19 protein-coding genes and 1 rRNA gene are annotated in these 24,277 nt (G+C 70.0%); 11 read left to right on the forward strand and 9 right to left on the reverse strand.

The window, feature by feature from the left end; translation table 11 throughout:
- Nucleotides 1-124 precede the first annotated feature (124 nt).
- Nucleotides 125-1,903, forward strand: coding sequence for a chitinase (locus ACQPYK_RS10465; RefSeq protein WP_433253590.1), 1,779 nt, complete (start codon nucleotides 125-127; stop codon nucleotides 1,901-1,903).
- Between the two features lie 95 nt (nucleotides 1,904-1,998).
- Nucleotides 1,999-3,078 carry a glycoside hydrolase family 19 protein gene (locus ACQPYK_RS10470; protein ID WP_433253592.1) on the forward strand — a complete coding sequence of 360 codons (1,080 nt, stop codon included), beginning with the start codon at nucleotides 1,999-2,001 and terminating at the stop codon, nucleotides 3,076-3,078.
- A 101-nt stretch (nucleotides 3,079-3,179) separates the two neighbouring features.
- Here ACQPYK_RS10470 and narI read toward each other — a convergent pair whose 3' ends face one another.
- The 4 genes from narI to ACQPYK_RS10490 are packed head-to-tail and all read right to left on the reverse strand — an operon-like array spanning nucleotide 3,180 to nucleotide 9,691.
- Nucleotides 3,180-3,905 (reverse strand): respiratory nitrate reductase subunit gamma, encoded by a 726-nt coding sequence (gene narI / locus ACQPYK_RS10475; RefSeq protein WP_433253594.1) that lies wholly within the window; start codon nucleotides 3,903-3,905, stop codon nucleotides 3,180-3,182.
- Between the two features lie 22 nt (nucleotides 3,906-3,927).
- Nucleotides 3,928-4,506, reverse strand: coding sequence for a nitrate reductase molybdenum cofactor assembly chaperone (narJ, locus tag ACQPYK_RS10480; RefSeq protein WP_433253596.1), 579 nt, complete (start codon nucleotides 4,504-4,506; stop codon nucleotides 3,928-3,930).
- Nucleotides 4,503-6,122 (reverse strand): nitrate reductase subunit beta, encoded by a 1,620-nt coding sequence (narH, locus tag ACQPYK_RS10485; RefSeq protein WP_433258754.1) that lies wholly within the window; start codon nucleotides 6,120-6,122, stop codon nucleotides 4,503-4,505. Before narH ends, narJ begins: the two co-directional genes overlap by 4 nt.
- 23 nt (nucleotides 6,123-6,145) lie before the next feature.
- Nucleotides 6,146-9,691, reverse strand: coding sequence for a nitrate reductase subunit alpha (locus ACQPYK_RS10490; RefSeq protein ID WP_433253598.1), 3,546 nt, complete (start codon nucleotides 9,689-9,691; stop codon nucleotides 6,146-6,148).
- Nucleotides 9,692-9,741: 50 nt separating this feature from the next.
- Between ACQPYK_RS10490 and ACQPYK_RS10495 the strand changes: the two genes are divergently transcribed.
- On the forward strand, nucleotides 9,742-10,965 hold the full coding sequence (locus ACQPYK_RS10495; RefSeq protein ID WP_433253600.1) for an MFS transporter: 1,224 nt from the start codon (nucleotides 9,742-9,744) through the stop codon (nucleotides 10,963-10,965).
- On the opposite strand, the gene ACQPYK_RS10500 is transcribed toward ACQPYK_RS10495, so the two are convergent.
- Entirely contained in the window at nucleotides 10,925-11,173 is a 249-nt protein-coding gene (locus tag ACQPYK_RS10500) for a LapA family protein (protein WP_433253602.1), read from the reverse strand. The two genes, ACQPYK_RS10495 and ACQPYK_RS10500, sit on opposite strands and share 41 nt — an antisense overlap.
- Nucleotides 11,174-11,299: 126 nt before the next feature.
- Between ACQPYK_RS10500 and ACQPYK_RS10505 the strand changes: the two genes are divergently transcribed.
- From ACQPYK_RS10505 to ACQPYK_RS10515, 3 genes are all read left to right on the forward strand, one after another.
- Nucleotides 11,300-12,685 carry a hypothetical protein gene (locus ACQPYK_RS10505; protein WP_433253604.1) on the forward strand — a complete coding sequence of 462 codons (1,386 nt, stop codon included), beginning with the start codon at nucleotides 11,300-11,302 and terminating at the stop codon, nucleotides 12,683-12,685.
- 152 nt (nucleotides 12,686-12,837) lie between these two features.
- Complete coding sequence (locus tag ACQPYK_RS10510; RefSeq protein ID WP_433253606.1) at nucleotides 12,838-13,761, forward strand: PhzF family phenazine biosynthesis protein; 924 nt, start codon at nucleotides 12,838-12,840, stop codon at nucleotides 13,759-13,761.
- Nucleotides 13,762-13,772: 11 nt separating this feature from the next.
- Nucleotides 13,773-14,552, forward strand: a complete 780-nt coding sequence (locus tag ACQPYK_RS10515; RefSeq protein WP_433253608.1) for an arylamine N-acetyltransferase family protein — start codon at nucleotides 13,773-13,775, stop codon at nucleotides 14,550-14,552.
- A gap of 72 nt (nucleotides 14,553-14,624) precedes the next feature.
- Here ACQPYK_RS10515 and ACQPYK_RS10520 read toward each other — a convergent pair whose 3' ends face one another.
- On the reverse strand, nucleotides 14,625-15,305 hold the full coding sequence (locus ACQPYK_RS10520; RefSeq protein ID WP_433253610.1) for a DUF6597 domain-containing transcriptional factor: 681 nt from the start codon (nucleotides 15,303-15,305) through the stop codon (nucleotides 14,625-14,627).
- Between the two features lie 266 nt (nucleotides 15,306-15,571).
- Here ACQPYK_RS10520 and ACQPYK_RS10525 point away from each other — a divergent pair, with 266 nt between their 5' ends.
- Nucleotides 15,572-15,964 carry a YciI family protein gene (locus ACQPYK_RS10525; RefSeq protein ID WP_433253612.1) on the forward strand — a complete coding sequence of 131 codons (393 nt, stop codon included), beginning with the start codon at nucleotides 15,572-15,574 and terminating at the stop codon, nucleotides 15,962-15,964.
- Nucleotides 15,965-16,052: 88 nt separating this feature from the next.
- Nucleotides 16,053-17,339 (forward strand): RNA polymerase sigma factor, encoded by a 1,287-nt coding sequence (locus tag ACQPYK_RS10530; RefSeq protein WP_433253614.1) that lies wholly within the window; start codon nucleotides 16,053-16,055, stop codon nucleotides 17,337-17,339.
- Between the two features lie 133 nt (nucleotides 17,340-17,472).
- Here ACQPYK_RS10530 and ACQPYK_RS10535 read toward each other — a convergent pair whose 3' ends face one another.
- Both ACQPYK_RS10535 and ACQPYK_RS10540 read right to left on the reverse strand, forming a co-directional pair.
- On the reverse strand, nucleotides 17,473-18,171 hold the full coding sequence (locus tag ACQPYK_RS10535) for an ABC transporter ATP-binding protein (protein WP_433253616.1): 699 nt from the start codon (nucleotides 18,169-18,171) through the stop codon (nucleotides 17,473-17,475).
- Nucleotides 18,168-19,163, reverse strand: coding sequence for an ABC transporter permease (locus ACQPYK_RS10540; RefSeq protein WP_433253618.1), 996 nt, complete (start codon nucleotides 19,161-19,163; stop codon nucleotides 18,168-18,170). The genes ACQPYK_RS10535 and ACQPYK_RS10540 overlap by 4 nt, the downstream gene beginning before the upstream one ends.
- 139 nt (nucleotides 19,164-19,302) lie before the next feature.
- Here ACQPYK_RS10540 and ACQPYK_RS10545 point away from each other — a divergent pair, with 139 nt between their 5' ends.
- Together ACQPYK_RS10545 and ACQPYK_RS10550 are read left to right on the forward strand one after the other, a co-directional pair.
- Complete coding sequence (locus ACQPYK_RS10545; RefSeq protein WP_433253620.1) at nucleotides 19,303-20,388, forward strand: histidine kinase; 1,086 nt, start codon at nucleotides 19,303-19,305, stop codon at nucleotides 20,386-20,388.
- Entirely contained in the window at nucleotides 20,385-21,002 is a 618-nt protein-coding gene (locus ACQPYK_RS10550) for a LuxR C-terminal-related transcriptional regulator (protein ID WP_433253622.1), read from the forward strand. Before ACQPYK_RS10545 ends, ACQPYK_RS10550 begins: the two co-directional genes overlap by 4 nt.
- Here the strand turns inward: ACQPYK_RS10550 and ACQPYK_RS10555 are convergent.
- Nucleotides 20,965-22,017: an AI-2E family transporter gene (locus tag ACQPYK_RS10555; RefSeq protein ID WP_433253624.1), complete on the reverse strand. Its 1,053-nt coding sequence runs from the start codon at nucleotides 22,015-22,017 to the stop codon at nucleotides 20,965-20,967. The two genes, ACQPYK_RS10550 and ACQPYK_RS10555, sit on opposite strands and share 38 nt — an antisense overlap.
- Nucleotides 22,018-22,561: 544 nt before the next feature.
- Here ACQPYK_RS10555 and ACQPYK_RS10560 point away from each other — a divergent pair.
- Nucleotides 22,562-24,083 (forward strand): 16S ribosomal RNA (locus tag ACQPYK_RS10560).
- The last annotated feature ends 194 nt before the right edge of the window (nucleotides 24,084-24,277 follow it).

Genomic DNA, 24,277 nt, shown 5'->3' on the forward strand with positions numbered 1-24,277 from the left:
GACGATCAGCACGGGTGCGGCCGACGACGCGCGATCGCACCGCCCGCACCGGTCCGCTCTACGAGTGCACCGGCATCCCGCGGGCGCCCCGCGACTTCTCCAAGATCTTTGCGGGGTACACCGGATGAACCTCAGGAAGCTCGCGGCGGTGGCCGTGCTGGCGCTGGGCGGGACGGTGCTCGCCGCGTCGCCGGCTCGTGCCGCCAACATCGCGACGAACCCCGGTTTCGAGAATGATCTGGCCGGTTGGACGTGTACGGCCTCGTCGGGGGCGGCGGCGGTGTCGTCGCCGGTGCACGGCGGGTCGAAGGCGTTACAGGCCACGCCTGCCGGTTCGGACACCGCGCGGTGTCAGCAGACGGTGAGCGTCAAGCCGTCGTCGTCCTACTCCCTGTCGGCGTGGGTGCGCGGCGGTTACGTGTTCCTGGGGGTCAGCGGGACCGGCACGACGGATCAGAGCACCTGGACCTCCTCACCGTCGGCCTACTCCCAGCTCACCCGGACCTTCACCACCGGCGCCTCCACCACGTCGGTGACGATCCACGTCAACGGCTGGTACGGCCAGGGCGCCTACCAGGCCGACGACATCGTCCTGGACGGCGAGGCGGGACAGGGGCAGGGACAGCCGCCGACCGCGCCGACCGGCCTGGCCGCCACGGTCAACGGCACGAACGTGGCGCTGACGTGGAGCCCGCCGCAGTCCTCGACCGTGACCGGCTACAACGTCTACCGCGACGGGGCCAAGGTGGGATCCCCCACGACCGCCGCCTACGCCGACGCCCCCGGCATGGGCCCGCACACCTACCAGGTGAGCGCCTTCAACCCGACCGGCGAGTCGGCCAGGTCCGCCCCGGTCTCCGTCGCGATCGGCGATCCGCCCCCGGTCAGGCGGACGCTGGTCGGCTACCTGCACGCCTCGTTCGCCAACGGCTCCGGCTACGTGCGGATGGCCGACGTGCCGAACGAGTGGGACTTCGTCAACCTGTCCTTCGGCGAGCCGACCTCGGTGACCTCCGGTGACATCCGCTTCCGGCGATGCCCGGTCGCCGAGTGCCCCGGCGTCGAGTCCGACGCCGACTTCATCGCCGCGATCCGGGCCAAGCAGGCACTCGGCAAGAAGGTGCTGATCTCGATCGGCGGCCAGAACGGCCAGGTCCAGCTCGCCGGCACGGCCGCGCGTGACAAATTCGTCGAATCGGTGAGCGCCATCATCGACAGGTACGGCCTCGACGGGCTGGACGTCGACTTCGAGGGCCACTCGCTCTACCTCAACGCGGGCGACACCGACCTGGCCGCCCCGACCACCCCGGTCATCGTCAACCTGATCTCCGCGCTGAAGACCCTCAAGGCCAGGTACGGTGCGAGGTTCGTGCTGACCATGGCCCCGGAGACGTTCTTCGTCCAACTCGGCTACCGGTTCTACGGCCCCGGCGCGAACGGCTCGGCCGACCAGCGGGCCGGTTCCTACCTGCCGGTGATCCACGCGCTGCGCGACGACCTGACCCTGCTGCACGTCCAGGACTACAACTCCGGGCCGATCACCGGACTGGACGGCCAGTACCACACCATGGGCAACGCGGACTTCCACGTGGCCATGACGGACATGCTGCTCGCGGGCTTCCCGATCGCGGGCGACCCGAACAACCTCTTCCCCGCCCTGCGCCCCGAGCAGGTCGCCATCGGCCTGCCCGCCGCCACCTACGCGGGCAACGGCTTCACCTCGGTGGCCGAGGTCCACAAGGCCTTCGACTGCCTGGTCAAGGGCACCGGCTGCGGGCCGTACAAGCCGCGGGGCGTCTACCCGAACCTGCGCGGCCTGATGAGCTGGTCGATCAACTGGGACAGGTACGACTCCTTTGAGTTCTCCCGCAACCACCGGGCCTATCTCAACGGCCTGGGCTGAAAGCCCCTCGCCGCCGGGAGAGACGGACTCCCGGCGGCGAGGTCACCACCTCCCATGCCCCCTGCGCGGCACCCGCCGCGCGAAGGAGTGATCAGATGTCGAGAAAACGCATCATGGCCGCGCTGGCCGCGATGGCGGTCGCGGGCGTGCTGGCGGTCGTCGCGCCGATGTCCTCCGCCTCCGCCGCGGCCTGCGCCACCCCGTGGAGCTCCGGGGCGGTCTACACCGGCGGCGCGACCGCCTCCCATAACGGCCACAACTGGTCGGCGAAGTGGTGGACCCAGAACGAGACCCCGGGGACCGCCGACGTCTGGGCCGATCAGGGGACGTGCGGTGGCACGACCCCCACGCCGACGCCCACCTCCGGGCCGGGCTGCGCCTACCCGAACTGGGTGGCGGGCCGGGCGTACGTCACCGGCGACATCGTCAAGTACACCGACGGCCGGTTCTACCGGGCCGAGCACGACAACCCGGGCTACGACCCGGTCATCAGCACGTGGTACTGGGAGCCGTACACCTGCGGTCCCACGACACCTCCCACGACGCCGCCCTCCACGGGCTTCGTGGTGAGCGAGGCGCAGTTCGGCCAGATGTTCCCGAGCCGCAACTCCTTCTACACCTACAACGGGCTGGTCGCGGCGCTGAGCGCCTACCCGGCCTTCGCCAAGACGGGCAGCGACACCGTCCGCAGGCAGGAGGCGGCCGCCTTCCTCGCCAACGTCAGCCATGAGACCGGCGGCCTGGTCTACGTCGTCGAGCAGAACACCGCCAACTACCCCCACTACTGCGACGCCTCCCAGCCCTACGGCTGCCCCGCCGGCCAGGCCGCCTACTACGGCCGCGGCCCGATCCAGCTGAGCTGGAACTTCAACTACAAGGCGGCGGGTGACGCGCTCGGCATCAACCTGCTCAACAACCCGAACCTGGTGCAGACCGATCCGGCGGTGGCCTGGAAGACCGGTATCTGGTACTGGATGACTCAGAACGGTCCCGGCACGATGACCGCGCACAACGCGATGGTCAACGGCGCGGGCTTCGGCGAGACGATCCGCAGCATCAACGGCGCCCTGGAGTGCAACGGCCGCAACCCCGCCCAGGTGCAGAGCCGCATCAACGCCTACCAGCGGTTCGTCCAGATCCTGGGCACCACCCCCGGAGGCGACCTGAGCTGCTGAGGCAGGTGCCCGCCCGAGAGCCGGGGCACGGCGGACGGCCGCGCCCCCGGTCCTCGTGCCCCCGGTCGCACGCCCGGACGGCCGCGCCCTCGCCCCGCGCCCTACCGGTCCCAGCCCGGGCGAGGAGTCCGTACGGCCTGACGGCCGGACGCGGCGCGGCTGCGGTAGACGACATAGGGGCGGAACAGGTAACCCACCGGGGCGGCGAAGGCGTGGACCAGGCGGGTGAAGGGGAACAGCGCGATGAGCAGCATGCCGACCAGCGTGTGCAGCTTGAAGGTCCACGGGGCGCGGATCATGGACGCGGCGTCGGGACGCAGGACGAAGATCCCACGGAACCACGGGGAGACCGTCTGACGGTAGTCATGGGCCTGGAAGGCGGCGCTGAGCAGCGTGGTCATGAGCCCGGCGAGGAGCGCGGCGACCAGCACGACGTACATCGTCTTGTCGTTCTTCGTGGTCGCCATGAAGACCGGGCCGGTGGTGCGGCGGCGGTAGATCAGCAAGGCGATCCCGGCCAGCGTGCACACCCCCGCGACACCCCCCACGATCAGCGCGATCGCGTGGTAGAGCGCCTCGCTCATCCCCAGCGCGTTCGTCCAGCTTTCCGGGATCACCAGCCCGAACACGTGACCGAGGATCACGAAAAGCAGTCCGAAGTGGAACAGCGGGCTGCCGATCCGCAGCAGCCGGCTCTCGTACAGCTCCGAGGACCGGGTGGTCCACCCGAACCTGTCGTAGCGGTGGCGCCAGATCAGCCCGCCGACCAGGATCACCAGCGTCAGGTACGGCATGACCACCCAGAAGGCGATCTCGGTCCAGCTCATCGGCGTCCCCCCAACGGCCCGCTCACCGGTAGACGCCCACGGACTCCGCCGGCGGCCCCTGGCCGGCCAGCCGGGCCACCGCCGCCCGGTCCGCCGCGCCGATCGGCGGGAGCGCGGCGCACACGGCGTCGATCACCGACCCGTACGGCGAGGCGCACTCGTGCAGCGCCGACCGCAGCAGCTCCAGCCCGGCCCGGTTCTCCCGCAGGATCGCGGCCCCGTCCGGATCCAGCGCGGCGAACTCCAGCATCACGGGCAGGTAGTCGGGCAGCTCGTCCTCGCACAGTTCCCAGCCGCCGGCCCGGTAGCGGGCCTTGAGCCGGGCCAGCGACTCTCCCCGCCGCCGGGTGTCCCCGTCGGTGTAGTAGGTCAGGTAGAGGCAGCACCGGCGCCTGAAGTCGAAGGTCTCCACGTAGTGCGCGGCCAGCTCGCCCGGCTCCACCCGCGACAGGTGGTCCAGGAAGGGCCCGAAGTGGCCGCCGGCCGCATCCCGGACCAGCGGCAGCCGTGCCCAGAAGTCCTCCTTCGGGTAGGCGAGCAGGTGCGCGGCCGCCTGCCACACCACGCGCGCGCCGCCGTGACCGGCCGGATGGTCGCTCATCGATCGTCCTTCCTGGGGAACATCCCCTCGGGGATTCCCCTGCCGTCCCAGTTGAGGAGGTTGACGCGTTCGTGGGTGACGTCGTCGCCGCGCTGGCGCTGCCTGAGCGAGTGGAAGCTCTCCACCGACACCGGCGCCGGCTGTCCGGAGGCCTCGCCGAACGGGCCCGTCATGCCGGGGCCGCCGTCGTAGTCGAGGCTGCAGCCGATCTCCTCGACCGACCCGGGCTGGGCGGCGTAGGCCGTCGGGATCACATACCGCTCCTCGTACCTGGCCAGCGCGAGCAGCCGGTACATGTCCTCGATGTCGTCGCCGGTCAGCCCGGCGCGCGCGCCGATCGACGGGTCGGGCTCCTCGCCGAGGTTGATCCGGCGCATGTGGGAGCGCATCGCGGCCAGCCGCCGCAGCGAGGCCGTCACCGGCGCCGGGTCCCCGGCGGTGAAGAGCTCGGCCAGATACTCCACCGGGATGCGCAGGGACTCGATCGCGCCGAACAGGTTGCCGGCGTCCTCGCCGTCGTGCCCGCTGCCGGCCAGCGCGTCGACCACGGGGGACAGCGGCGGCACGTACCAGACCATCGGCATCGTCCGGTACTCCGGATGCAGCGGCAGCGCGATCCGGTATCTGGCGATGAGGTCGTGGACCGGTGACCGCCGGGCCGCCTCCAGCCAGTCGTCGGGGATGCCGGAGGCGGCCGCGGCCTCGGCCACCTCCGGATCGCGAGGGTCGAGGAACAGCGACAGCTGCGCCTCGTACAGGTCCCGGTCCTCGGGCACGGAGGCGGCCTCGGTGACCCGGTCGGCGTCGTAGAGGAGCACGCCGAGATAGCGCAGCCGTCCCACGCACGTCTCCGAGCAGACCGTCGGCAGCCCGACCTCCACCCGGGGGTAGCAGAAGGTGCACTTCTCGGCCTTGCCGGTCCGGTGGTTGAAGTAGACCTTCTTGTACGGGCATCCGGTGACGCACATCCGCCAGCCCCGGCACCGGTCCTGGTCGACCAGGACGATTCCGTCCTCCGACCGCTTGTACATCGCCCCCGAGGGGCACGCCGCGACGCACGCCGGGTTGAGGCAGTGCTCGCAGATCCGGGGGAGGTAGAACATGAAGGCGTTCTCGAAGTCGAGCCGCACGCGGTCGCCGATCCGTTCCACCACCGGATCCCGGGCGGCCAGCGCCGGGCCGCCGCCGAGGTCGTCGTCCCAGTTCGCACCCCACCGCACGGCCATCGGCTCGTTGCTGATCAGCGAGCGGGGCGGGGCCACCGGGGTGTCGGCCGACAGCGGAGCCGTGGTCAGGTTCTCGTAGTCGTAGGTCCAGGGCTCGTAGTAGTCATGGATGGACGGCATGATCGGGTTGGCGAAGATGCTCAGCAGCCTGCGCAGCCGGCCGCCGGACTTGAGGGTCAGCCGCCCCCGCCGGTCGAGCTCCCAGCCGCCCCGCCACTTCTCCTGGTCCTGGTAGCGCCGCGGGTAGCCCAGGCCCGGCCGGGTCTCGACGTTGTTGAACCAGACGTACTCCACGCCGCTCCGGTTGGTCCAGGTCTGTTTGCAGGTGACGGAGCAGGTGTGGCACCCGATGCACTTGTCGAGGTTCATCACCATGCCGAGCTGGGCCATGACCCTCGTCGTCCGCCGTCCGGTCACTGGTAACGCACCTCCTGGGCGCGGCGGCGGATGATCGTGATCTCGTCGCGCTGGTTGCCGGTGGGGCCGAGATAGTTGAAGGCGAACGAGAGCTGGCCGTAGGCGCCGATCATGTGGGTCGGCTTGATGAGCACCCGGGTCAGCGAGTTGTGGATGCCGCCGCGCCGGCCGGTCCGCTCCGACAGCGGCACGTCCACCACCCGGTCCTGGGCGTGGTAGACGTACACCGTTCCGGCGGGCATCCGGTGCGAGACGATCGCCCTGGCCACGACCACGCCGTTGCGGTTGACCGCCTCGATCCAGTCGTTGTCGGCCACCCCGATCGCCGCGGCGTCCTCGACCGACATCCACACGGTCGGACCGCCTCGTGAGAGGGTCAGCATGATCAGGTTGTCCTGATACTCGGAGTGGATCGACCACTTGGAGTGCGGGGTGAGGTAGCGGACCACGATCCCGTCCTGCACCTGGCCGCTCTCGCCGAACAGCGCCGCGATGTCCAGCGGCGGGCGGTAGACCGGCAGCGCCTCGCCGTATTCGTGCATCCAGTCGTGGTCGAGGAAGAAGTGCATGCGCCCGGTGAGGGTGTGCCAGGGCTTGTCGTGCTCGACGTTGATCGTGAAGGGTGAGTAGCGCCGGTCGTGCGCCTCCTTGCCCGACCACTCGGGGCTGGAGGCCACGTGGACCGGCCTGGCCTGCGTGTCGGAGAACACGATCCGGTGGCCGTCGTGCGCCAGCCCCGACAGGTCGGTGCCGGTGCGTTCGGACAGCTGGGCGAAGCCTTGCGCGGCGAGCCGCCCGTTGCTGACGCCCGACAGAGCCAGGACCGCTTCGCACGCCCTGGCCTCGGTGTCCAGCAGCGGCCGTCCCCGGGCGACCCCGTCGCGGGCCAGCCCGTTGCTCCGGCCGAGCCAGGCCACCTCCGCGTCGGGGTGGAACACCACCCCCTTGACCGGCATCCCCCGCTCCTCGGCGAGCGGCCCGAGCGCGGCCATCTTGGCGGCGACCGCGCCGTAGTCGCGCTCCACCACGACCAGATCCGGTACGACCGGCCCGTCCGGCTCCCGCCCGCCGGGCTGCGCGGTCTCCCCCCGCGTGTCGTGCTGGGCGACGGCCACCACCACGTCCCGGCGCACGCCCAGGTGCTCGGCGGCCAGCTCCGAGAAGCGCGCCGCGATGGCGTGGAAGGCGTCGAAGTCGGTCTTCGCCTCCCAGGGCGGGTCGATCGCTGGGTTGAAGGCGTGCACGAACGGATGCATGTCGGTGGAGGACAGGTCGTGCTTCTCGTACCAGGTGGCGGCCGGCAGGACGATGTCGGAGAACAGCGTCGTGGACGTCATCCGAAAGTCCAGGGAGAGCAGCAGGTCGAGCTTGCCGCGCGGGGCGTCCGGGTCGGGCTCCGGCAGGTTGGAGTCGGCGCCCAGCAGGTGGTGCAGGAAATACTCGTTGCCCTTGGCCGACGACCCGAGCAGGTTGGAACGCCACACCGTGAGCACCCGCGGCCAGTTGCGCGGATCGTCCGGGTCCTCGGCGGCGAACCGCAGCCGGCCCTCCCGCAGCTCCTGGCGGGTGAACCCCACCGGGTCCTCGGCCTCGCCCAGCTCCAGCGGGTTGCGGTCGAAGGCCGGCGCCATCGGCATCCAGCCGTTGCGCACCGCTCTCGCCACCAGGTCGGCCGTACGCAGGCCGGTGAACCCGCCCGGCCCCAGCGGCGAGCAGAGCTCTCCGGCGTCGAACCGGTCGTAGCGCCACTGGTCGGTGTGGAGATACCAGTACGGCGTGCCCGGCGTCTGCCTCGCCGGGCGGGACCAGTCGAGCGCGCCCGCCAGCTGCGTCCAGCCGCTCAGCGGCCGGCACTTCTCCTGGCCGACGTAGTGCGCCCAGCCGCCGCCGTTGACGCCCTGGCAGCCGGTGAGCAGCAGCAGCGACAGGAACGCCCGGTAGATCGTGTCCCCGTGGAACCACTGCGTGGTCCCCGCGCCCAGCACGATCATGAAGCGGCCCTCCGTCTTCGCGGCCGTCTCCGCCATCTCCCGGGCGATCCGCACCGCCCTGTCCGCCGGAACCGAGGTGATCGGCTCCTGCCAGGCGGGGGTGTACGGCTCGGCCGGATCGTCGTAGCCGCTCGGCCACGTCCCGGGAAGGCCGTCCCTGGCCACGCCGTACTGGGCGAGCATCAGGTCGAAGACCGTGGTCACCAGGTGCTCGCCCACCTGCCGCCCCGGCACGCCCCGGCGTACGCTGCCGGCGCCGCCGTCGAAGCGGGGCAGATCGACCGCGACCGGCCGCCCGCCGTACAGGGTCAGCAGCGGGTCGACGTCCAGCCGGAGGTTCCAGCGGCCCTTGCCCGAGTCGGTCCAGCGGAAGCCGAGCGAGCCGTTCGGCACCACGGGCCGGCCGTCGGCGCCCATCAGGACCGTCTTCCACTCGCCGCCCTCACCGGTGTCGCCCAGATCGGCCGCGGTGAGGAACTTGTCGGGCACGTGGACGCCGTCGCGCTCGCGCAGCCGTACCAGGAAGGGAAGGTCGGTGAAGCGCTTGACGTATCCGGTGAAGTACGGCACCTGCCGTTCGACGAAGAACTCCCGCAGCAGCACGTGGCCCATCGCCATGGCCAGCGCCCCGTCGGTGCCCGGCCGGATCGACAGCCACTCGTCGGCGAACTTCGCCGCGTCGTTGTAGTCAGGAGAGACCACGACGACCTTCTGCCCCCGATAGCGGGCCTCGGCCATGTAGTGCGCGTCCGGGGTCCTGGTGACCGGGACGTTGGCGCCCCACAGGACCAGGTAGGCGGCGTCCCACCAGTCGGCCGACTCCGGCACGTCGGTCTGGTCGCCGAAGACCTGCGGGGAGGCGACGGGCAGGTCGGCGTACCAGTCGTAGAACGACAGCATCGTCCCGCCGATCAGCGAGACGAACCGTGAACCGGCCGCGTGGGAGACGATCGACATGGCGGGGATCGGGGAGAAGCCGGCCACCCGGTCGGGGCCGTAGGCCTTGATGGTGTGCACGTGCGCGGCGGCGATCATCTCGGTCGCCTCGGGCCAGGTGATCCGGATCAGGCCGCCCCTGCCCCGGGCGTTCTGGTAGGCGCGCCGCTTGGCGGGGTCGGTGGTGACCTCCGCCCAGGCGGCGACCGGATCGAGGCCGCCGCGCCGGGCCGCGCGGTACATCTCCACCAGCACCCCGCGCGCGTAGGGGTGGCGGATCCGGGTGGGGGAGTAGGTGTACCAGGAGAAGGCGGCCCCTCGCGGGCAGCCGCGCGGTTCGTACTCGGGCCGGTCCGGGCCCACGCTCGGGTAGTCGGTCTGCTGGGTCTCCCAGGTGATGATCCCGTCCTTGACGTAGACCTTCCAGGAGCACGAGCCCGTGCAGTTCACCCCGTGCGTGGAGCGGACCACCTTGTCATGGCTCCAGCGGTCCCGGTAGAAGGCGTCGCCCTCGCGGCCCCCGACCAGGTACAGCGTTCGCGGATCGTCGTTCGCCGGTGCCCGTCTGAAGAACCGGCCTGTCCTGAGGAGTAGATTCTCGACATCGGACGCCATGTGTCCAGTTCATCACAGACGGTTAATATTTGTGATGGTAAGGGGTATGCATGTCGGATGAAATTCATAAAAGTCACATATCTGATGAAATCCGCAGAGGGCAGACGATCAACCTGATCCTCGCCACGGCCGCGTTCGCGATCACCTTCTGGGCGTGGAACCTGATCGGCCCGCTCTCGGGCGGCTACAGCAGGCAACTGGGCCTGTCGCCGACCCAGACCTCCATGCTGGTCGCGATCCCGGTGCTGGTCGGATCCCTCGGCCGGATCCCGGTCGGCGTGCTCGCCGACCGGCTCGGCGGGCGGCTGATGTTCGCGGTCATCTGCTTCGTCACCATCATCCCGGTCCTCTTCGAGGGCTGGGCGGACTCCTACGGATGGCTGCTGCTGTGGGGCTTCCTGCTCGGCGTCGGGGGCACCTCCTTCGCTGTGGGCATCCCCTTCGTCAACGCCTGGTACGAACCCGCGCGACGCGGCTTCGCCACCGGCGTCTTCGGCGCCGGCATGGGGGGCACGGCGCTGTCGGCGTTCCTCACCCCCCGCCTGGTCGAAGCCGTCGGCCGGGCGTCGACCCACATGCTGATGGCCGTCGCCCTCGCGGCGATGGGCGTCGTGATGCTGCTGTTCAGCCGCAACTCGCCGGCCTGGAAGCCGTCCACCGCGCCGGCGCTGCCCCGCATGCGCGAGGCCATGAAGGTCAAGGCCACCTGGCAGTGCGCGTTCCTCTACGCCGTCGCCTTCGGCGGATTCGTCGCGTTCTCCACCTACCTGCCCACCCTCCTGCAGAACGTCTACCACTTCACGCAGACCGGAGCCGGCCTGCGCACCGCCGGATTCTCGATCGCCGCGGTCGCCGCCCGGCCACTGGGCGGGGTGCTCTCCGACCGGGTCGGCCCGGCCAGGGTGCTGCTGGTCTCACTCGCGGGAACCACGGTCATGGCGATCGTCCTGACCTTCAACCCGCCGCCGGAGATCCTCGCCGGGACCTGCTTCGTGCTCATGGCCTTCTTCCTCGGGCTGGGCACCGGCGGCGTCTTCGCCCTGGTCGCCAAGCTCGTCGAGCCGTCCAAGGTGGGCACCGTGACCGGCCTGGTGGGCGCGGCCGGCGGCCTGGGCGGCTACTTCCCGCCGCTGGTCATGGGGGTCGTCTACTCCGCCACCGGCACCTACGTGATCGGTTACGTCCTGCTCGCCGCGACGGCCCTGGCCGCGCTGCTCTACACCCGCGCGGCGTTCACTTCCGCCTCGACGACCGGCGGAGCAACAGGCCGATGAGCACGCCGACCGCCATCGCGGCCAGCAGCGCGATCCACAGCGGCGAGGTCGCGCTGATCGTCAGCCAGCGGATCCGGACGTGGTCACGGTTCTGTGCGATGAAGGCCGCGCCGAGCGCGGCCAGCACCAGCGCGACCCACACCTGTGGCGGCAGCGCGGCCAGTCGTCCGCCGAACGACCTGGACCCATTTTCCGGCGATCTGGCCATGTCCGCTCCCCCTGTTACCAAATGCGATAATTCAGCTACTCTATGCTATTAAAGCTGAGAGACTGGTCTCGTTTTCGGGGACCGGGTGGGTGGTTGGCCGTGGCTTCCGGCAGTCTGTTGTCCGTCATGGATTACGCAATTCTCACGGGGCTCGTCCTCGTCTCCGGTGTCGTGCTCGCTCTCGTCGCGCAATGGAGGGGTTGGCGGCCTTCGCTCCTCGTGGTGCTCGCGGTCGGGATCGGGTTCCGGGTGCTCATCATGACCACCTCGGTGATCGACACCTGGCAGCCGGTCGACTTCATGGAGAGCTTCAAGCCCGCAGGTGAGGCGATCCTGCGACACCAGGACCCCGTGCTCGGCAGCGAGGGCGGCTGGCACTTCCTGCCGACCATCCCCTACGTGTACGGCCTGCTGCTCTGGCTGGGCATCCCGTGGGAGATCGGCGGCCGGCTGGTCACCGTGGTGGCCGACATCGCGCTGATCCCCCTGGTCGGCAAGCTCGCCGGCGGTCCCACCGCCTCGCTGCGCGCCTTCCAGTACGCCTGCAACCCGCTGGCCATCCTCGTCGCCTGCGTCCACGGCCAGGTCGAGCCGGTCGCGCTGGTCTTCGGCGTGGCCGCGTTCGTGGTCGCCCGCGGACCCGGCCACCCCGACCGGCCGGGCCTGACGACCGACGTGGTCGCGCTCGCACGGCGGAGCGTCACGGCCCGCGGCGTCGGCGGCGCCGTACGGCATGCCCTGGGCCCCGCCGGCGTGGTCAGCCGGGGGCTCGCGCCCCGTTCCGGCGAGCAGCCGGTCCTGCGCCGGGCGCTGTTCGCCGGTCTGCTGATGGGCCTGGCACTGTGCGCCAAGAGCTGGCCGATCTGGCTGATCCCCGGCATGCTCCTGCTGCTGCCGACCTTCCGCGCCCGGGTCGTCGCGTTCGTCGCCACCGGTGTCGCCCCGGTCTTCTTCCTGGTCACCCTGCCGATCTTCGCGGGCACCTCGCTGGACCAGATCCCCGAGGTCATCCGGGTCATGGGAGATGTCCGCCCGATCGTCGGGGAGTGGGGCTACAGCGCGATCGCGGTCGGCGGCGACTGGACGCTCCACCCCGGGATCGCCACGTTCGGCACCCGGCTGATCTACGTCACGATGCTGGTCGTGGCGTTCCTGTGGCGCCGAGCCGACCCGATCGACCTCACCACCGCCCTGCTGCTCGCCTTCATGGTCACCACCCCCCGCCTCGGCGCGCAGTACCTGCTGTGGTTCATGCCGTTCCTGGTCGCCCGCCCCACCCGCTTCGCCTGGCCCGCCGTCATCGGCGTCTCCCTCTGGGCCGGGTACGGCTACCTCTACATGACCCAGTTCGACACCGACACCTGGTGGGGGCTGCATTCGGTCTGGGCGCAGAGCTCCGTCGTGCTCCTGCCGATCCTGGCTCTGGCCATGCCCTGGGGCCGCCGCGTCTCCACGGCCCCGGCCGAGACGCCGGAGAAGGCCCCGCGACCCGTCGTCCCCGCGCCCGCCTGAGACCGGCCGTCGTCCTCCGCCTGAGACCGCCCGTCGTCCCCGCGTCCGCCTGAGACCGGCCCCGAGGCTACGCCCGTCCGGGACGGGCGCGGCCCCGGGGCCTTCCGGCCTCCACCTGGCCGCCTGCCACGCACCCGGTAGGTTCTCCGGGTATGACGAACAACGTTGAGATCCTGCGCTACGCCGCCTTCACCCATGATCCAGAGGGGGGAAACCCGGCCGGCGTCGTCCTCGACGCCGGCGGGCTCTCCGACGCCGAGATGCTCGCCATCGCCGCCGAGGTCGGCTACTCCGAGACCGTCTTCGTGACCGACCGCGACGACGAGAGCCGCACCTTCCGGATCCGTTACTTCTCGCCCGCGGCCGAGGTGACGTTCTGCGGCCACGCCACGATCGCCGCCTCGGTGATCCTGGCCGAGCGGATCGGGGTGGGACGGCTGGTGTTCGACACCAAGGCGGGCGAGATCACCGTTGACACCGTCGTCGACGGGGAGACGCTGCGCGCGACGCTCACCAGCGTGCCGGCCCACTCCAGGCCGGTCGCCGAGCAGACGCTGGACGAGACGCTCGCCGCTCTCGGCTGGTCACGCGACGACCTGGACAGGGCCTTCCCGCCGCATGTCGCCTTCGGCGGGAACGAGCACCTCATGCTGGCCGCCGGCTCGCGCGAGCGCCTGGCCGACCTCGACTACGACTTCGAGGGCCTGCGTTCGATCATGACGCGTGAGGGCTGGACGACGGTGAACCTGTTCTGGCGGGAGAGCGACGAGCGCTTCCACTCCCGTAACCCCTTCCCGGTCGGCGGCGCCGTCGAAGACGCGGCCACCGGGGCCGCGGCCGCCGCCTTCGGCGGTTACCTCCGGACCCTGGGCACCGGATCGGACGAGTTCACGATCATCCAGGGCGTCGACATGGGGCGGCCCAGCGAGCTCAAGGTCTCGATCGCCGAGGCAGACGGACGCACCAGGGTCGGCGGCGGAGCCGTCGCGATGGAGGTCCCCGCTCTCCCGGGAGGCCCGGCGGCGTCTCAGGGACTCCAGCAGGCCGGCGGCCCGGCCGGTCCGCGGAGTGAGTGAAGATGCACGCGTTGAGTGAGACGGCCGTGGACGCCTACCTCGAGCGGATCGGCGCCGCCCGTCCCGCGCGGCCGGACGCGCGGTCGCTGCGCGAGCTGCAACTGCGTCACCTGCTGTCGGTCCCGTTCGAGAACCTGAGCATCCATCTCGGCGAACCCATCGTGCTCGACGAGCGGGCGCTGGCCGAGAAGATCGTCGACAGGCGCAGGGGCGGCTTCTGCTACGAGGTCAACGGCGCCTTCGCTGCGCTGCTCGGCTCGCTGGGCTACCCGGTGACCATGCTGGCGGCGCGGACGTCCGGTGGAGACTCCATCGGGCCGCCCTTCGACCACGTCGCCCTGCGGGTGGAGGCCTCCGGCCCCTGGCTCGTCGATGTCGGCTTCGGCAGGTTCGCCCACCATCCGCTCCGTCTCGACGTGCGCACCGACCAGCCCGACCCCGGCGGCACCTTCCGCATCGTCGAGGCCGACGACGGCGATCTCGACGTGCTGAAGGACGGGGTGCTCGAATACCGCCTCGAACAGCGGCCGCGCGTGCTGGCCGACTTCGGGCCCACCTCCTGGTGGCACCAGACCTCGCCCGCGTCGCACTTCACCCGCTCGCTGGTCTGCTCGCTTCTCACCGAGGCCGGCCGTGTCACGCTGAGCGACAGGCTGCTGGTCCACACCTCGGGGGGTGAACGCAGCGAACGGCACCTGACCACCGACGCCGAGACGCTCGCCGCCTACCGCGACCATTTCGGCATCGAGCTGACCCGCCTGCCCGTGGCGCCCGCACGATCGGACGGATGAGCCGCTCCCGTTCGAGTCCGCCCGTCCCGTCCCGTCGCGCCGGTCGCCCGTAGCCGGTCGGGAGCCGACCGGCTACGGGCGGCCCACGAGCCGGCCCAGGGACGTCCCGGCCAGCCGTCTGACCTCGTTGGCCAGGTGCGCCTGATCGGCGTAGCCGCTGGCCGCGGCCACCTCGGCCAGTCCCGTCCCCTGCCGGGCCAGCCGCAGCGCCCGCTGGAACCTGATCACCCGCTGGAGCATCTTGGGCCCGTAGCCGAAAGCCCGCAGCGATCTGCGGTGCAGCTGCCGCTCGCTGAACCCCAGCTCCCAGGCCACCTCCGCGACGCTCTTTCCGGCCCGCAGCGCCGCCGCGATCGCCTGTGCGGCAGGATCGGGCCCGGACGTCGCGCGCAGCCGTACGGCCAGCGCCTCCTGCATGGTCGCGGCCCGCATGGTCTCGGCCGTCAGCTCCGGCAGCACGCCCAGCTCGGCCAGCGGCACCCGCAGATCACGCAGGGCCTCGACCGGCACGCCGAACGCCTCGCCCACCGCGCCCGGCCGGAACCGGATCCCGACATAGCGGTCACCGGGTGACATCCGAACCGGCTTCGGCCCGGTGTCGGGACCAGCCACCAGCGGCCCCTGAGGACCCCAGATCAGATCGGCGCAGCCGTCGGGGACGACCAGCTTCGTCGTCGCCGAAGTCACGGTCGACACCCACAGGCAGGCCACCCGCCCGGCGATCGCCGGATCGGGAGCCCACTCGCGATACATGTATTACAGGCTAGAGCCGGTCACGGCCCGGCGACCCCGCCACCCCCGCCGGGAACGAGCCCGGCGCGCAGGGCCAAGGTAGATCGTTGCGCTCTCGTGGTCGCGCTTCCGGTCGAGGGTCGGGACAATTCGACCGCCACGCCGATCCGGTCGCCCCGGATCGACACGCGGACGGAAACCGGACCGGATCGACACGTGGACGGAAACGGGCCGGCCCGCTCCGCACACCCGGCCTCGACCCCCGCCCGAACCTCACAGGAGACACGATGATGCGATACATCCTGTTGCTCAAGACCCAGGAGAACCCGGGGCTCGGCGACCCCCCGAAGGAGCTGATGGACGCCATCGCCCGGTACGGGGAGGAGACGGCCAAGGCCGGCGTGCTGATCGACACCGGAGGGCTCGCCCCGAGCGCGGCGGGAGCACGGGTCCGGCTGTCGGGAGGCAAACTGAGCGTGACCGACGGGCCCTTCACCGAGACCAAGGAGCTGATCGCCAGCTACGCGCTGGTGCAGGTGGAGTCGAAGGAGCAGGCGGTCGAGGTGGCCACCCGCTTCCTGCAGCTTCACCGGGAGCACTGGGCGGGCTGGGAGGGCGAGAGCGAGATCCGCAAGCTGTTCGGGCCGGAGGACTTCGCCCCCGAGCCGGGACAGGCGTGACCGGAGCCCGCGCGTCGGCCGGCCCGGGCACCACCGATCCCCGGACGGTGTTGCGGCGGCGCCGAGGAAACTGCTCTCATTGGCGGACATGACGGTTTCCGAGACGAACCGCGCGATCGACGTGGTCTGGAGGACCGAGTCGGCGAGGCTCATCGCCGGTCTCGCGCGGGTCGTGCGCGACGTCGGGGTCGCCGAGGAGCTCGCCCAGGACGCGCTGGTCGCCGCGCTCGAACAGTGGCCGCGGGAAGGCATCCCGCACAATCCGGGCGCCTGGCTCATGGCCGTGGCCAAACGCCGCGCGATCGACCTGCTGCGCAGGCGGCAGCGGCTGGAGCGCAAGGTCGAGGAGATCGGCCACGAGCTCCGGATCGACGAGCAGGGGGAGACGCCCGACTTCGACGCGGCCCTCGACGACGACATCGACGACGACCTGCTGCGCCTGGTGTTCACCGCCTGCCACCCGGTCCTGTCCACCCAGGCGCGGGTCGCGCTCACGCTCCGCATGCTCGGCGGCCTGAAGACCGAGGAGATCGCGCGGGCGTTCCTCGTCCCCGAGTCCACCGTCGCCCAGCGCATCGTCCGTGCCAAGCGGACGCTGGCCGAGGCGCGGGTGCCCTTCGAGGTGCCCCAGGTCGCCGAACGGGCCGATCGGCTGTCGTCGGTGTTGGAGGTCATCTACCTGGTGTTCAACGAGGGCTACTCGGCGACCGCCGGCGACGACTGGATGCGGCCGGCGCTCTGCAAGGACGCCCTTCGCCTCGGCCGCGTCCTGGCCGAGCTCATGCCGCAGGAGCCGGAGGTCCACGGCCTCGTCGCGCTGATGGAGATCCAGGCGTCGCGCTCGGCCGCCAGGACCGGCCCGTCCGGGGAGCCGGTCCTGCTGCTCGACCAGGACCGCACGCGCTGGGACCGGCTCCGCATCCGCCGTGGCCTCGCGGCACTCGAACGTGCCGAGGAACCCGGTGGCACGCTCGGCTCCTACGCCCTGCAGGCCGCGATCGCCGCCTGTCACGCCCGGGCGCACGTTCCCGAGGAGACGGACTGGGTGCGTATCGCGGCGCTGTACGAGGCGCTGTCCCGGCTCTCGCCGTCCCCCATCGTGGAGCTGAACCGCGCGGTGGCGCTCGCCATGGCCTTCGGCCCGGCGACGGGACTGGAGCTCGTCGACGAGCTGACCTCGGAGCCGTCGCTCAAGGGCTACCACCTCCTGCCGAGCGTGCGCGGCGACCTCCTCGCCAGGCTCGGCCGCCACGACGAGGCACACGAGGAGTTCCGGCAGGCGGCCTCGCTCACGCGGAACGAGCGTGAGCGCGCGCTGCTCCTCGACCGCGCCGCCGCGTGCGCGCACGCGGCGGCGGCGCAGCGGACATCGTGACCGCAGCGGACGGACACGTCACCGCGTACCGCGTCATGGCGTCACCGCGCCTCCGGGGCGCCGATCCGGGTCACTGAGCCTCCGGGTCCGGGTCACCGTGCCATGGCGTCACCGCGCCCCGGCCCCGGTCCGGTCACGATCCCGGCGCAGAGACGTCCAGGGCGAGATCGGGGTGCCGCTCCGACAGGCGGCCGTCGTCCATCTCCGTCACCCGGTGCGCATGCCCTATCTGCGCGACGTCATGTGTGACCAGCAGTGTCGCCACCGCGCGTTCCTCGGTCAGCTTCGACAGCAATCCCATGATCTCCGCGCCCCGCGCGTGATCCAGCGCGGAGGTGGGCTCGTCGACCAGTAGCACGGCCGGATCGCCCATCAGCGCACGGGCGATGTTGACCCGCTGCCGCTCGCCCCCGGACAACTGGTGCGGCCGCCGGTTCTCCCTGCCGGCCAGCCCCACCGCCCGTAGCAGGTCGGCGGCCCTTCCGGAGTTGCCGCCCCGCATGTGGTCCATGGCCCGCAACTGCTCCAGCGCGGTCAGTGAGGCGATCAGGTTGGCCTGCTGGAAGACGATGCCGATCCGCTCCCTGCGCAGCGCCGTACGCTCCCTGTCACCGAGCCGTGAGGCGTCGGTCCCGCCGATGAGCACCCGGCCCGAGTCGGGTCGCAGCAGGGTCCCGGCGACGGCCAGCAGGCTGGACTTGCCGGACCCCGAGGGCCCGACCACCGCGACCAGCTCGCCGGGCTTCACGGTCAGGGACACGTCGTCGAGGGCGACCAGCGTGGTGTCGCCGTCTGCGTAGGTGAGACGCAGGTCGGTCAGTTCCAGGCTCATCGGGCGCTCCCCAGGGCGATCAGCGGGTCCACGGAGGTGATACGGCGAACGGCGAGCACGGCCCCCGCCATACCGAGGGCGATCATGGCCAGCACTGGCACGAGCGTCGTCGAGACGTCCACCACGAACGGCATGACCCGTTCGGCGAGCGCCCCGACCCCGAGCCCGGCGGCCCCGCCGACCCCCCCGCCCGCGGCCAGCACGATCAGCGCCTGGCCCAGGGCGTCGCGCATCAGGTAGCCGCTCGATGCGCCGAGCGCCTTCATGATCGCGATGTCGCCCTGGCGCTGGACCGTCCACACGGTGAAGAACGCCCCGATGACCAGCGCCGAGATGACGAACAGGAAGCCCTGCATCATCGTCAGCGAGCCGTTCTCGGAGGTGTAGGAGCCGATCCCGGCCAGCGACTCCCTCTTGGTCACGGGGTGCGTGCCCAGCGTCCGCGCGGGAACGTCGCCGCTCAGCACGACCACGGTCGCGGTGTCCGGCTTGGCGTGCGCGAGGTGCTGCCAGTCCGCGAGGGTGGACCACACCACGGGCGTGTGACCGTAGGACTCCTCCGGGCCGATCGCGCTGATCCGGTACGGCCGGTCGCCGATCGTCACGGTCTCCCCGGCGGCCAGGCCGAGGGCCGGCGACACGACCAGCTCGCCGTCGCGCTGCCGCACCGGCGCCAGGGTGTCGGAGCCGAAGACCGCGACCGCCTGGTTCGCGTCGCCACGGGTGAGGCGGGTCTGTGTGATCCCCAGAGCCTGCCCGCCCAGGCCTTTCCACTGCGCGGCGGTGACCGTGCTGTCGGAGAAGGAGACCTTCTCGCCGCCGAACGCGACCAGGTCGCCTCTGAGGTTTTCGACGCCGGAGACGTTCTCCCCGGCGAGCCCGGAGGTGAGCCCGGACAGCAGGACGACGAGCAGGGTGATGAGCGCCACGACGGACCCCATGAGGGTGAACCGTCCTTTGGCGAAGGTGATGTCTCTCAGTGCGATGAACACGCGGATCTCCGGTCGGTTGCTCTTGACTCCCACCAGACTCGCCGGGCACACCCGCCCGGGGCATCGCGACTCCGATCGGTCCGCGAATCAACCGAAGGTTGGATGCGAGCAATCCTCATACCCCTCTTAACCTGGACGTATGGGAGAGATGCCTGCGGTGTGGCTGCTCAGGTTCGGCCTGCACGGCGTGTTCTACGTGCTGCTCGCGGTCGGCCTGGCCCGCGTGTCCGGCTCGTGGGCGGCGCTGTCGGCGGGAGTCCTGCTCGGCGCCGTCTACACGGTCGGACTCACCCTTGGCCGGCGTCGTACGGCGTCGCTGGTCTGGCTGGCGGCCGTCGCCCTGATCTGGGCGGCGCTCGGCCTGCTCACCACGGACTTCGTCTGGCTGGCGTTCCCGCTGTTCTTCGTCTGCCTGCACCTGCTGCCGCTGCGCGCAGGTCTGACGGCCGTGATCGCGCTCACCGCCGTCACCGTCGGCACGCTCGCCCTGCACGAATCCTCGCTCAGCCCCGCCCAGGTGGTCGGCCCGGCCATCGGCGCGATCGCGGCGGTCCTCATGGTCACCGGCTACGCCGCCCTGTACCGGGAGAGCGAGCACCGTCGCGGGCTCATCGACGAGCTGACCCGCACCCGCGCCGAGCTGGCCGCCACCCAGCACGAGGCCGGGGTGCTCGCCGAACGCCAGCGGCTGGCCAGGGAGATCCACGACACGCTGGCCCAGGGCCTGTCGAGCATCGTCCTGCTTCTACGGGCGGCGCCGCCGGACCCGTCCGGATACGTGGCGGAGGCGATGCGCGCGGCCGAGGACAACCTGGCCGAGGCGCGCCGCTTCGTCCACGCTCTGACCCCGCCCGGCCTGGACGGCTCTCTGGAGGAGGCGCTGCGCCGCCTCTGCTCCCGGGAGGGAGCCGCCTTCCAGCTCGACGGCGAGCCGTACACGCTGCCCCGCCGATCCGAGGTCGCACTGCTCAGGATCGCCCAGGGCGGGCTCGCCAACGTCTCCCGGCACGCGGGGGCGAGCAGGGCGGCGCTCACGTTGACCTATATGGAGGACGAGGTGGCGATGGACATCGTGGACGACGGGCGCGGATTCGACCCGCTGATCCGATCGGGCAACGGCCTCGGCTTCATCCGTGACCGCGCCACCGAACTCGGTGGCGCGGTCACCGTCGAGTCCGCCCCCGGCCTCGGTACGGCTCTGGCCGTCACCCTTCCCGTGTCGTGATCCGCCTGCTGCTCGTCGACGACCACCCCGTCGTCCGCAAGGGCCTGCGCGCCGTCTTCGACCAGGCCGACGACATGACCGTGACCGGCGAGGCCGCCACGGGCGAGGACGCCGTACGGCTGGCGCCCGGCGCGGACGTCGTGCTGATGGACCTGCGCCTGGGGGCCGGGATGTCCGGTGCGGAGAGCACCCGGCTGATCGGCGAGCTGCCGTGCCCACCCCGCGTGCTGGTGCTGACCACCTATGACACCGACGGCGACATCTTCACCGCCATCGAGGCCGGGGCGGCGGGTTACCTGCTGAAGGACGCCCCCACCGACGACCTGCTCGACGCCATCCGGGCGGTGGCGCGGGGGGAGACCATTCTCGCGCCGCCGGTCGCGGCCAGGCTGGTCACCCGGATGCGGTCACCGCAGGCGTCGCTCTCCCCGCGGGAGGCCGAGATCGTCACCCTGGTGGCCGGCGGAATGTCGAACCGGCAGATCGCCCGCGAGCTGTTCATCAGCGAGGCCACGGTGAAGAGCCATCTGGTGCACATCTACGCGAAGCTGGAGGTGGACAACCGCACCGGGGCCGTCATGGTCGCCCGCCGCCGGGGGCTTCTCCGGAGATGAGGGCCGCGGCCCACTCCCCGTTGGGGTCGCTGTCGATCAGCAGGGCACGGACCAGCAGGCTGAGAGGGATGGCGAGCAACGCGCCCAGCGGCCCGAGCACGAACGCCCACCCGAGCAGCGACAGCAGCGTCATGGTCGTGGACAGGCCCACGGCGTCGCCGAGGAACTTGGGCTGGATGAGCGACTGCACCACGAAGTTGATCAGCATGTAGGAGAGGACCACGAAGACCAGGGTCTTGGGGCCGCCCTCCAGCAGTCCGAGCAAGGCGGGCGGGATCAGCCCGATGATGAAGCCCAGGTTCGGGATGTAGTTGGTGATCAGTGCCAGGACACCCCAGAGCAGCGGGAGCGGCACGCCGAGCATCCACAGTGCCGTCGCGTCCAGCGCGGCGCAGATGAGGCCGAACATCGTCGAGACGACGAGATAACGACGGGTCTTGTGGGCGAAGCGATTGAGCGCCTGGACGAGCTGGGGACGGTGGGCGGCGCCCGAGGAGAGCACCCGGGAGAAGGACTGCGCGTCCAGGCACATGGCCAGCAGCAGGACGACGATGAGGAGCAGGCTGGAGAACACGCCGAGCAGCCCGCTGGCGAATCCCTGTACGAGAGTGAAGATCTTGCCCAGGTCGAACGACTTGAGCGCCTGGTTCACCTGCTCGGTGCCGACGCCGAACTTCGCCGCCAGGCTCTGCAATTCGGTGACGAGCCGGTTGAACTGCGGGCCGTAGGTCGAGACGAGGTTGGCCGTCTCCGCGACCGCGACGCTCAGGATCGTCACCATGCCGAAAAGCAGGAACAGCACCAGGGCCAGCGGGACCGCGACCAGTGTCCATCCGGGGGCGCCCCGCTTCTGGAGCCAGGTCCTGGCCGGGGCGACCGCGATGACGAGCACGAGTGCCAGGAGCACGGGTCCGATGATGGAGCCGATCTCCCTGATGCCGGCCAACGTGACCATGGCGCCGGCGGTGCACAGGAGGATGACGAGTGGCCGGGGTACCGCTCTCTGGTCCGTCATACCGGATCTCTACCCAGCGGCGGGGAAACACGTCTTCCCGTGGTGAGCCGTCGATTTGACGGAAGGGGGGACCGTACATAGAGTTCACAGGCCCGAGGGGGTTGGCGGAGATCGCCAAGACCTCGGGACCCCCTCTGATCACATCTCCCCGGCTGTGGCGCATGCGTCTCGGCGGGATCCGATTCGACAAGAGCCGGATGTCGGAGTAAGTTAGAAGGGTTGCTCCGGAGACGGAGCGGTCGAGATCCTAACGGGTCCGGCGGGTTCGATGGAAACGGTCACGAAAGCGACAGTTTGACACGAACCGGGCGGATCTGATAGGATGGAGACACGGAATGGAGCGCCCTGAAGCCGGGACCATGGTCACGGCGACGGAGAACGCGTCCGTTTCTTGAGAACTCAACAGTGTGTTAAAAGCCAGTGCATGAAGCACAACCCCGTCCACCCACCCCCGGTGGGAGACGGATTCCTTTGGTTGATACACCCCTGGCCCGCTCGCGGGCCCGAGGGGGTGCTTTCAGCCGGGAAACGACTGTTCAGACATTGTTTGGAGAGTTTGATCCTGGCTCAGGACGAACGCTGGCGGCGTGCTTAACACATGCAAGTCGAGCGGAAAGGCCCTTCGGGGTACTCGAGCGGCGAACGGGTGAGTAACACGTGAGTAACCTGCCCCCGACTCTGGGATAAGCCCGGGAAACTGGGTCTAATACCGGATATGACCACTTCCCGCATGGGATGGTGGTGGAAAGTTGTTTCGGTTGGGGATGGACTCGCGGCCTATCAGCTTGTTGGTGGGGTAACGGCCTACCAAGGCGACGACGGGTAGCCGGCCTGAGAGGGCGACCGGCCACACTGGGACTGAGACACGGCCCAGACTCCTACGGGAGGCAGCAGTGGGGAATATTGCGCAATGGGCGAAAGCCTGACGCAGCGACGCCGCGTGGGGGATGACGGCCTTCGGGTTGTAAACCTCTTTCAGCAGGGACGAAGTTGACGTGTACCTGCAGAAGAAGCGCCGGCTAACTACGTGCCAGCAGCCGCGGTAATACGTAGGGCGCAAGCGTTGTCCGGAATTATTGGGCGTAAAGAGCTCGTAGGTGGCTTGTCACGTCGGGTGTGAAAGCTTGGGGCTTAACTCCAGGTCTGCATTCGATACGGGCTGGCTAGAGGTAGGTAGGGGAGAACGGAATTCCTGGTGTAGCGGTGAAATGCGCAGATATCAGGAGGAACACCGGTGGCGAAGGCGGTTCTCTGGGCCTTACCTGACGCTGAGGAGCGAAAGCGTGGGGAGCGAACAGGATTAGATACCCTGGTAGTCCACGCTGTAAACGTTGGGCGCTAGGTGTGGGGGCCTTCCACGGTTTCCGCGCCGTAGCTAACGCATTAAGCGCCCCGCCTGGGGAGTACGGCCGCAAGGCTAAAACTCAAAGGAATTGACGGGGGCCCGCACAAGCGGCGGAGCATGTTGCTTAATTCGACGCAACGCGAAGAACCTTACCAAGGCTTGACATCGCCCGGAAACACTCAGAGATGGGTGCCTCTTCGGATCGGGTGACAGGTGGTGCATGGCTGTCGTCAGCTCGTGTCGTGAGATGTTGGGTTAAGTCCCGCAACGAGCGCAACCCTTGTTCAATGTTGCCAGCACGCTCCTTCGGGGGTGGTGGGGACTCATTGGAGACTGCCGGGGTCAACTCGGAGGAAGGTGGGGATGACGTCAAGTCATCATGCCCCTTATGTCTTGGGCTGCAAACATGCTACAATGGCCGGTACAGAGGGTTGCGATACCGTGAGGTGGAGCGAATCCCAAAAAGCCGGTCTCAGTTCGGATTGGGGTCTGCAACTCGACCCCATGAAGTCGGAGTCGCTAGTAATCGCAGATCAGCAACGCTGCGGTGAATACGTTCCCGGGCCTTGTACACACCGCCCGTCACGTCACGAAAGTCGGCAACACCCGAAGCCCGTGGCCCAACCACTTGTGGGGGGAGCGGTCGAAGGTGGGGCTGGCGATTGGGACGAAGTCGTAACAAGGTAGCCGTACCGGAAGGTGCGGCTGGATCACCTCCTTTCTAAGGAGCATCGGCTCGGCTGGGTCATCGTGAGATGCCGGTCGGGTCCAGGTCATGATGGTAGGCGCCTGTTCTGCCCATGACGCGCTCATTAGTGGAGCACTGGCTAATCGGATGATCCGGGTTCGCCTGGGTCGGCTAGTACCGCTCGTACTCTTCGGAGTCGGGAGGGGAACGTCGGCCGGGGGGCGCGG

The organism is Streptosporangium sp. CA-135522, assembly GCF_050949235.1.
GTDB lineage: Bacteria > Actinomycetota > Actinomycetes > Streptosporangiales > Streptosporangiaceae > Streptosporangium.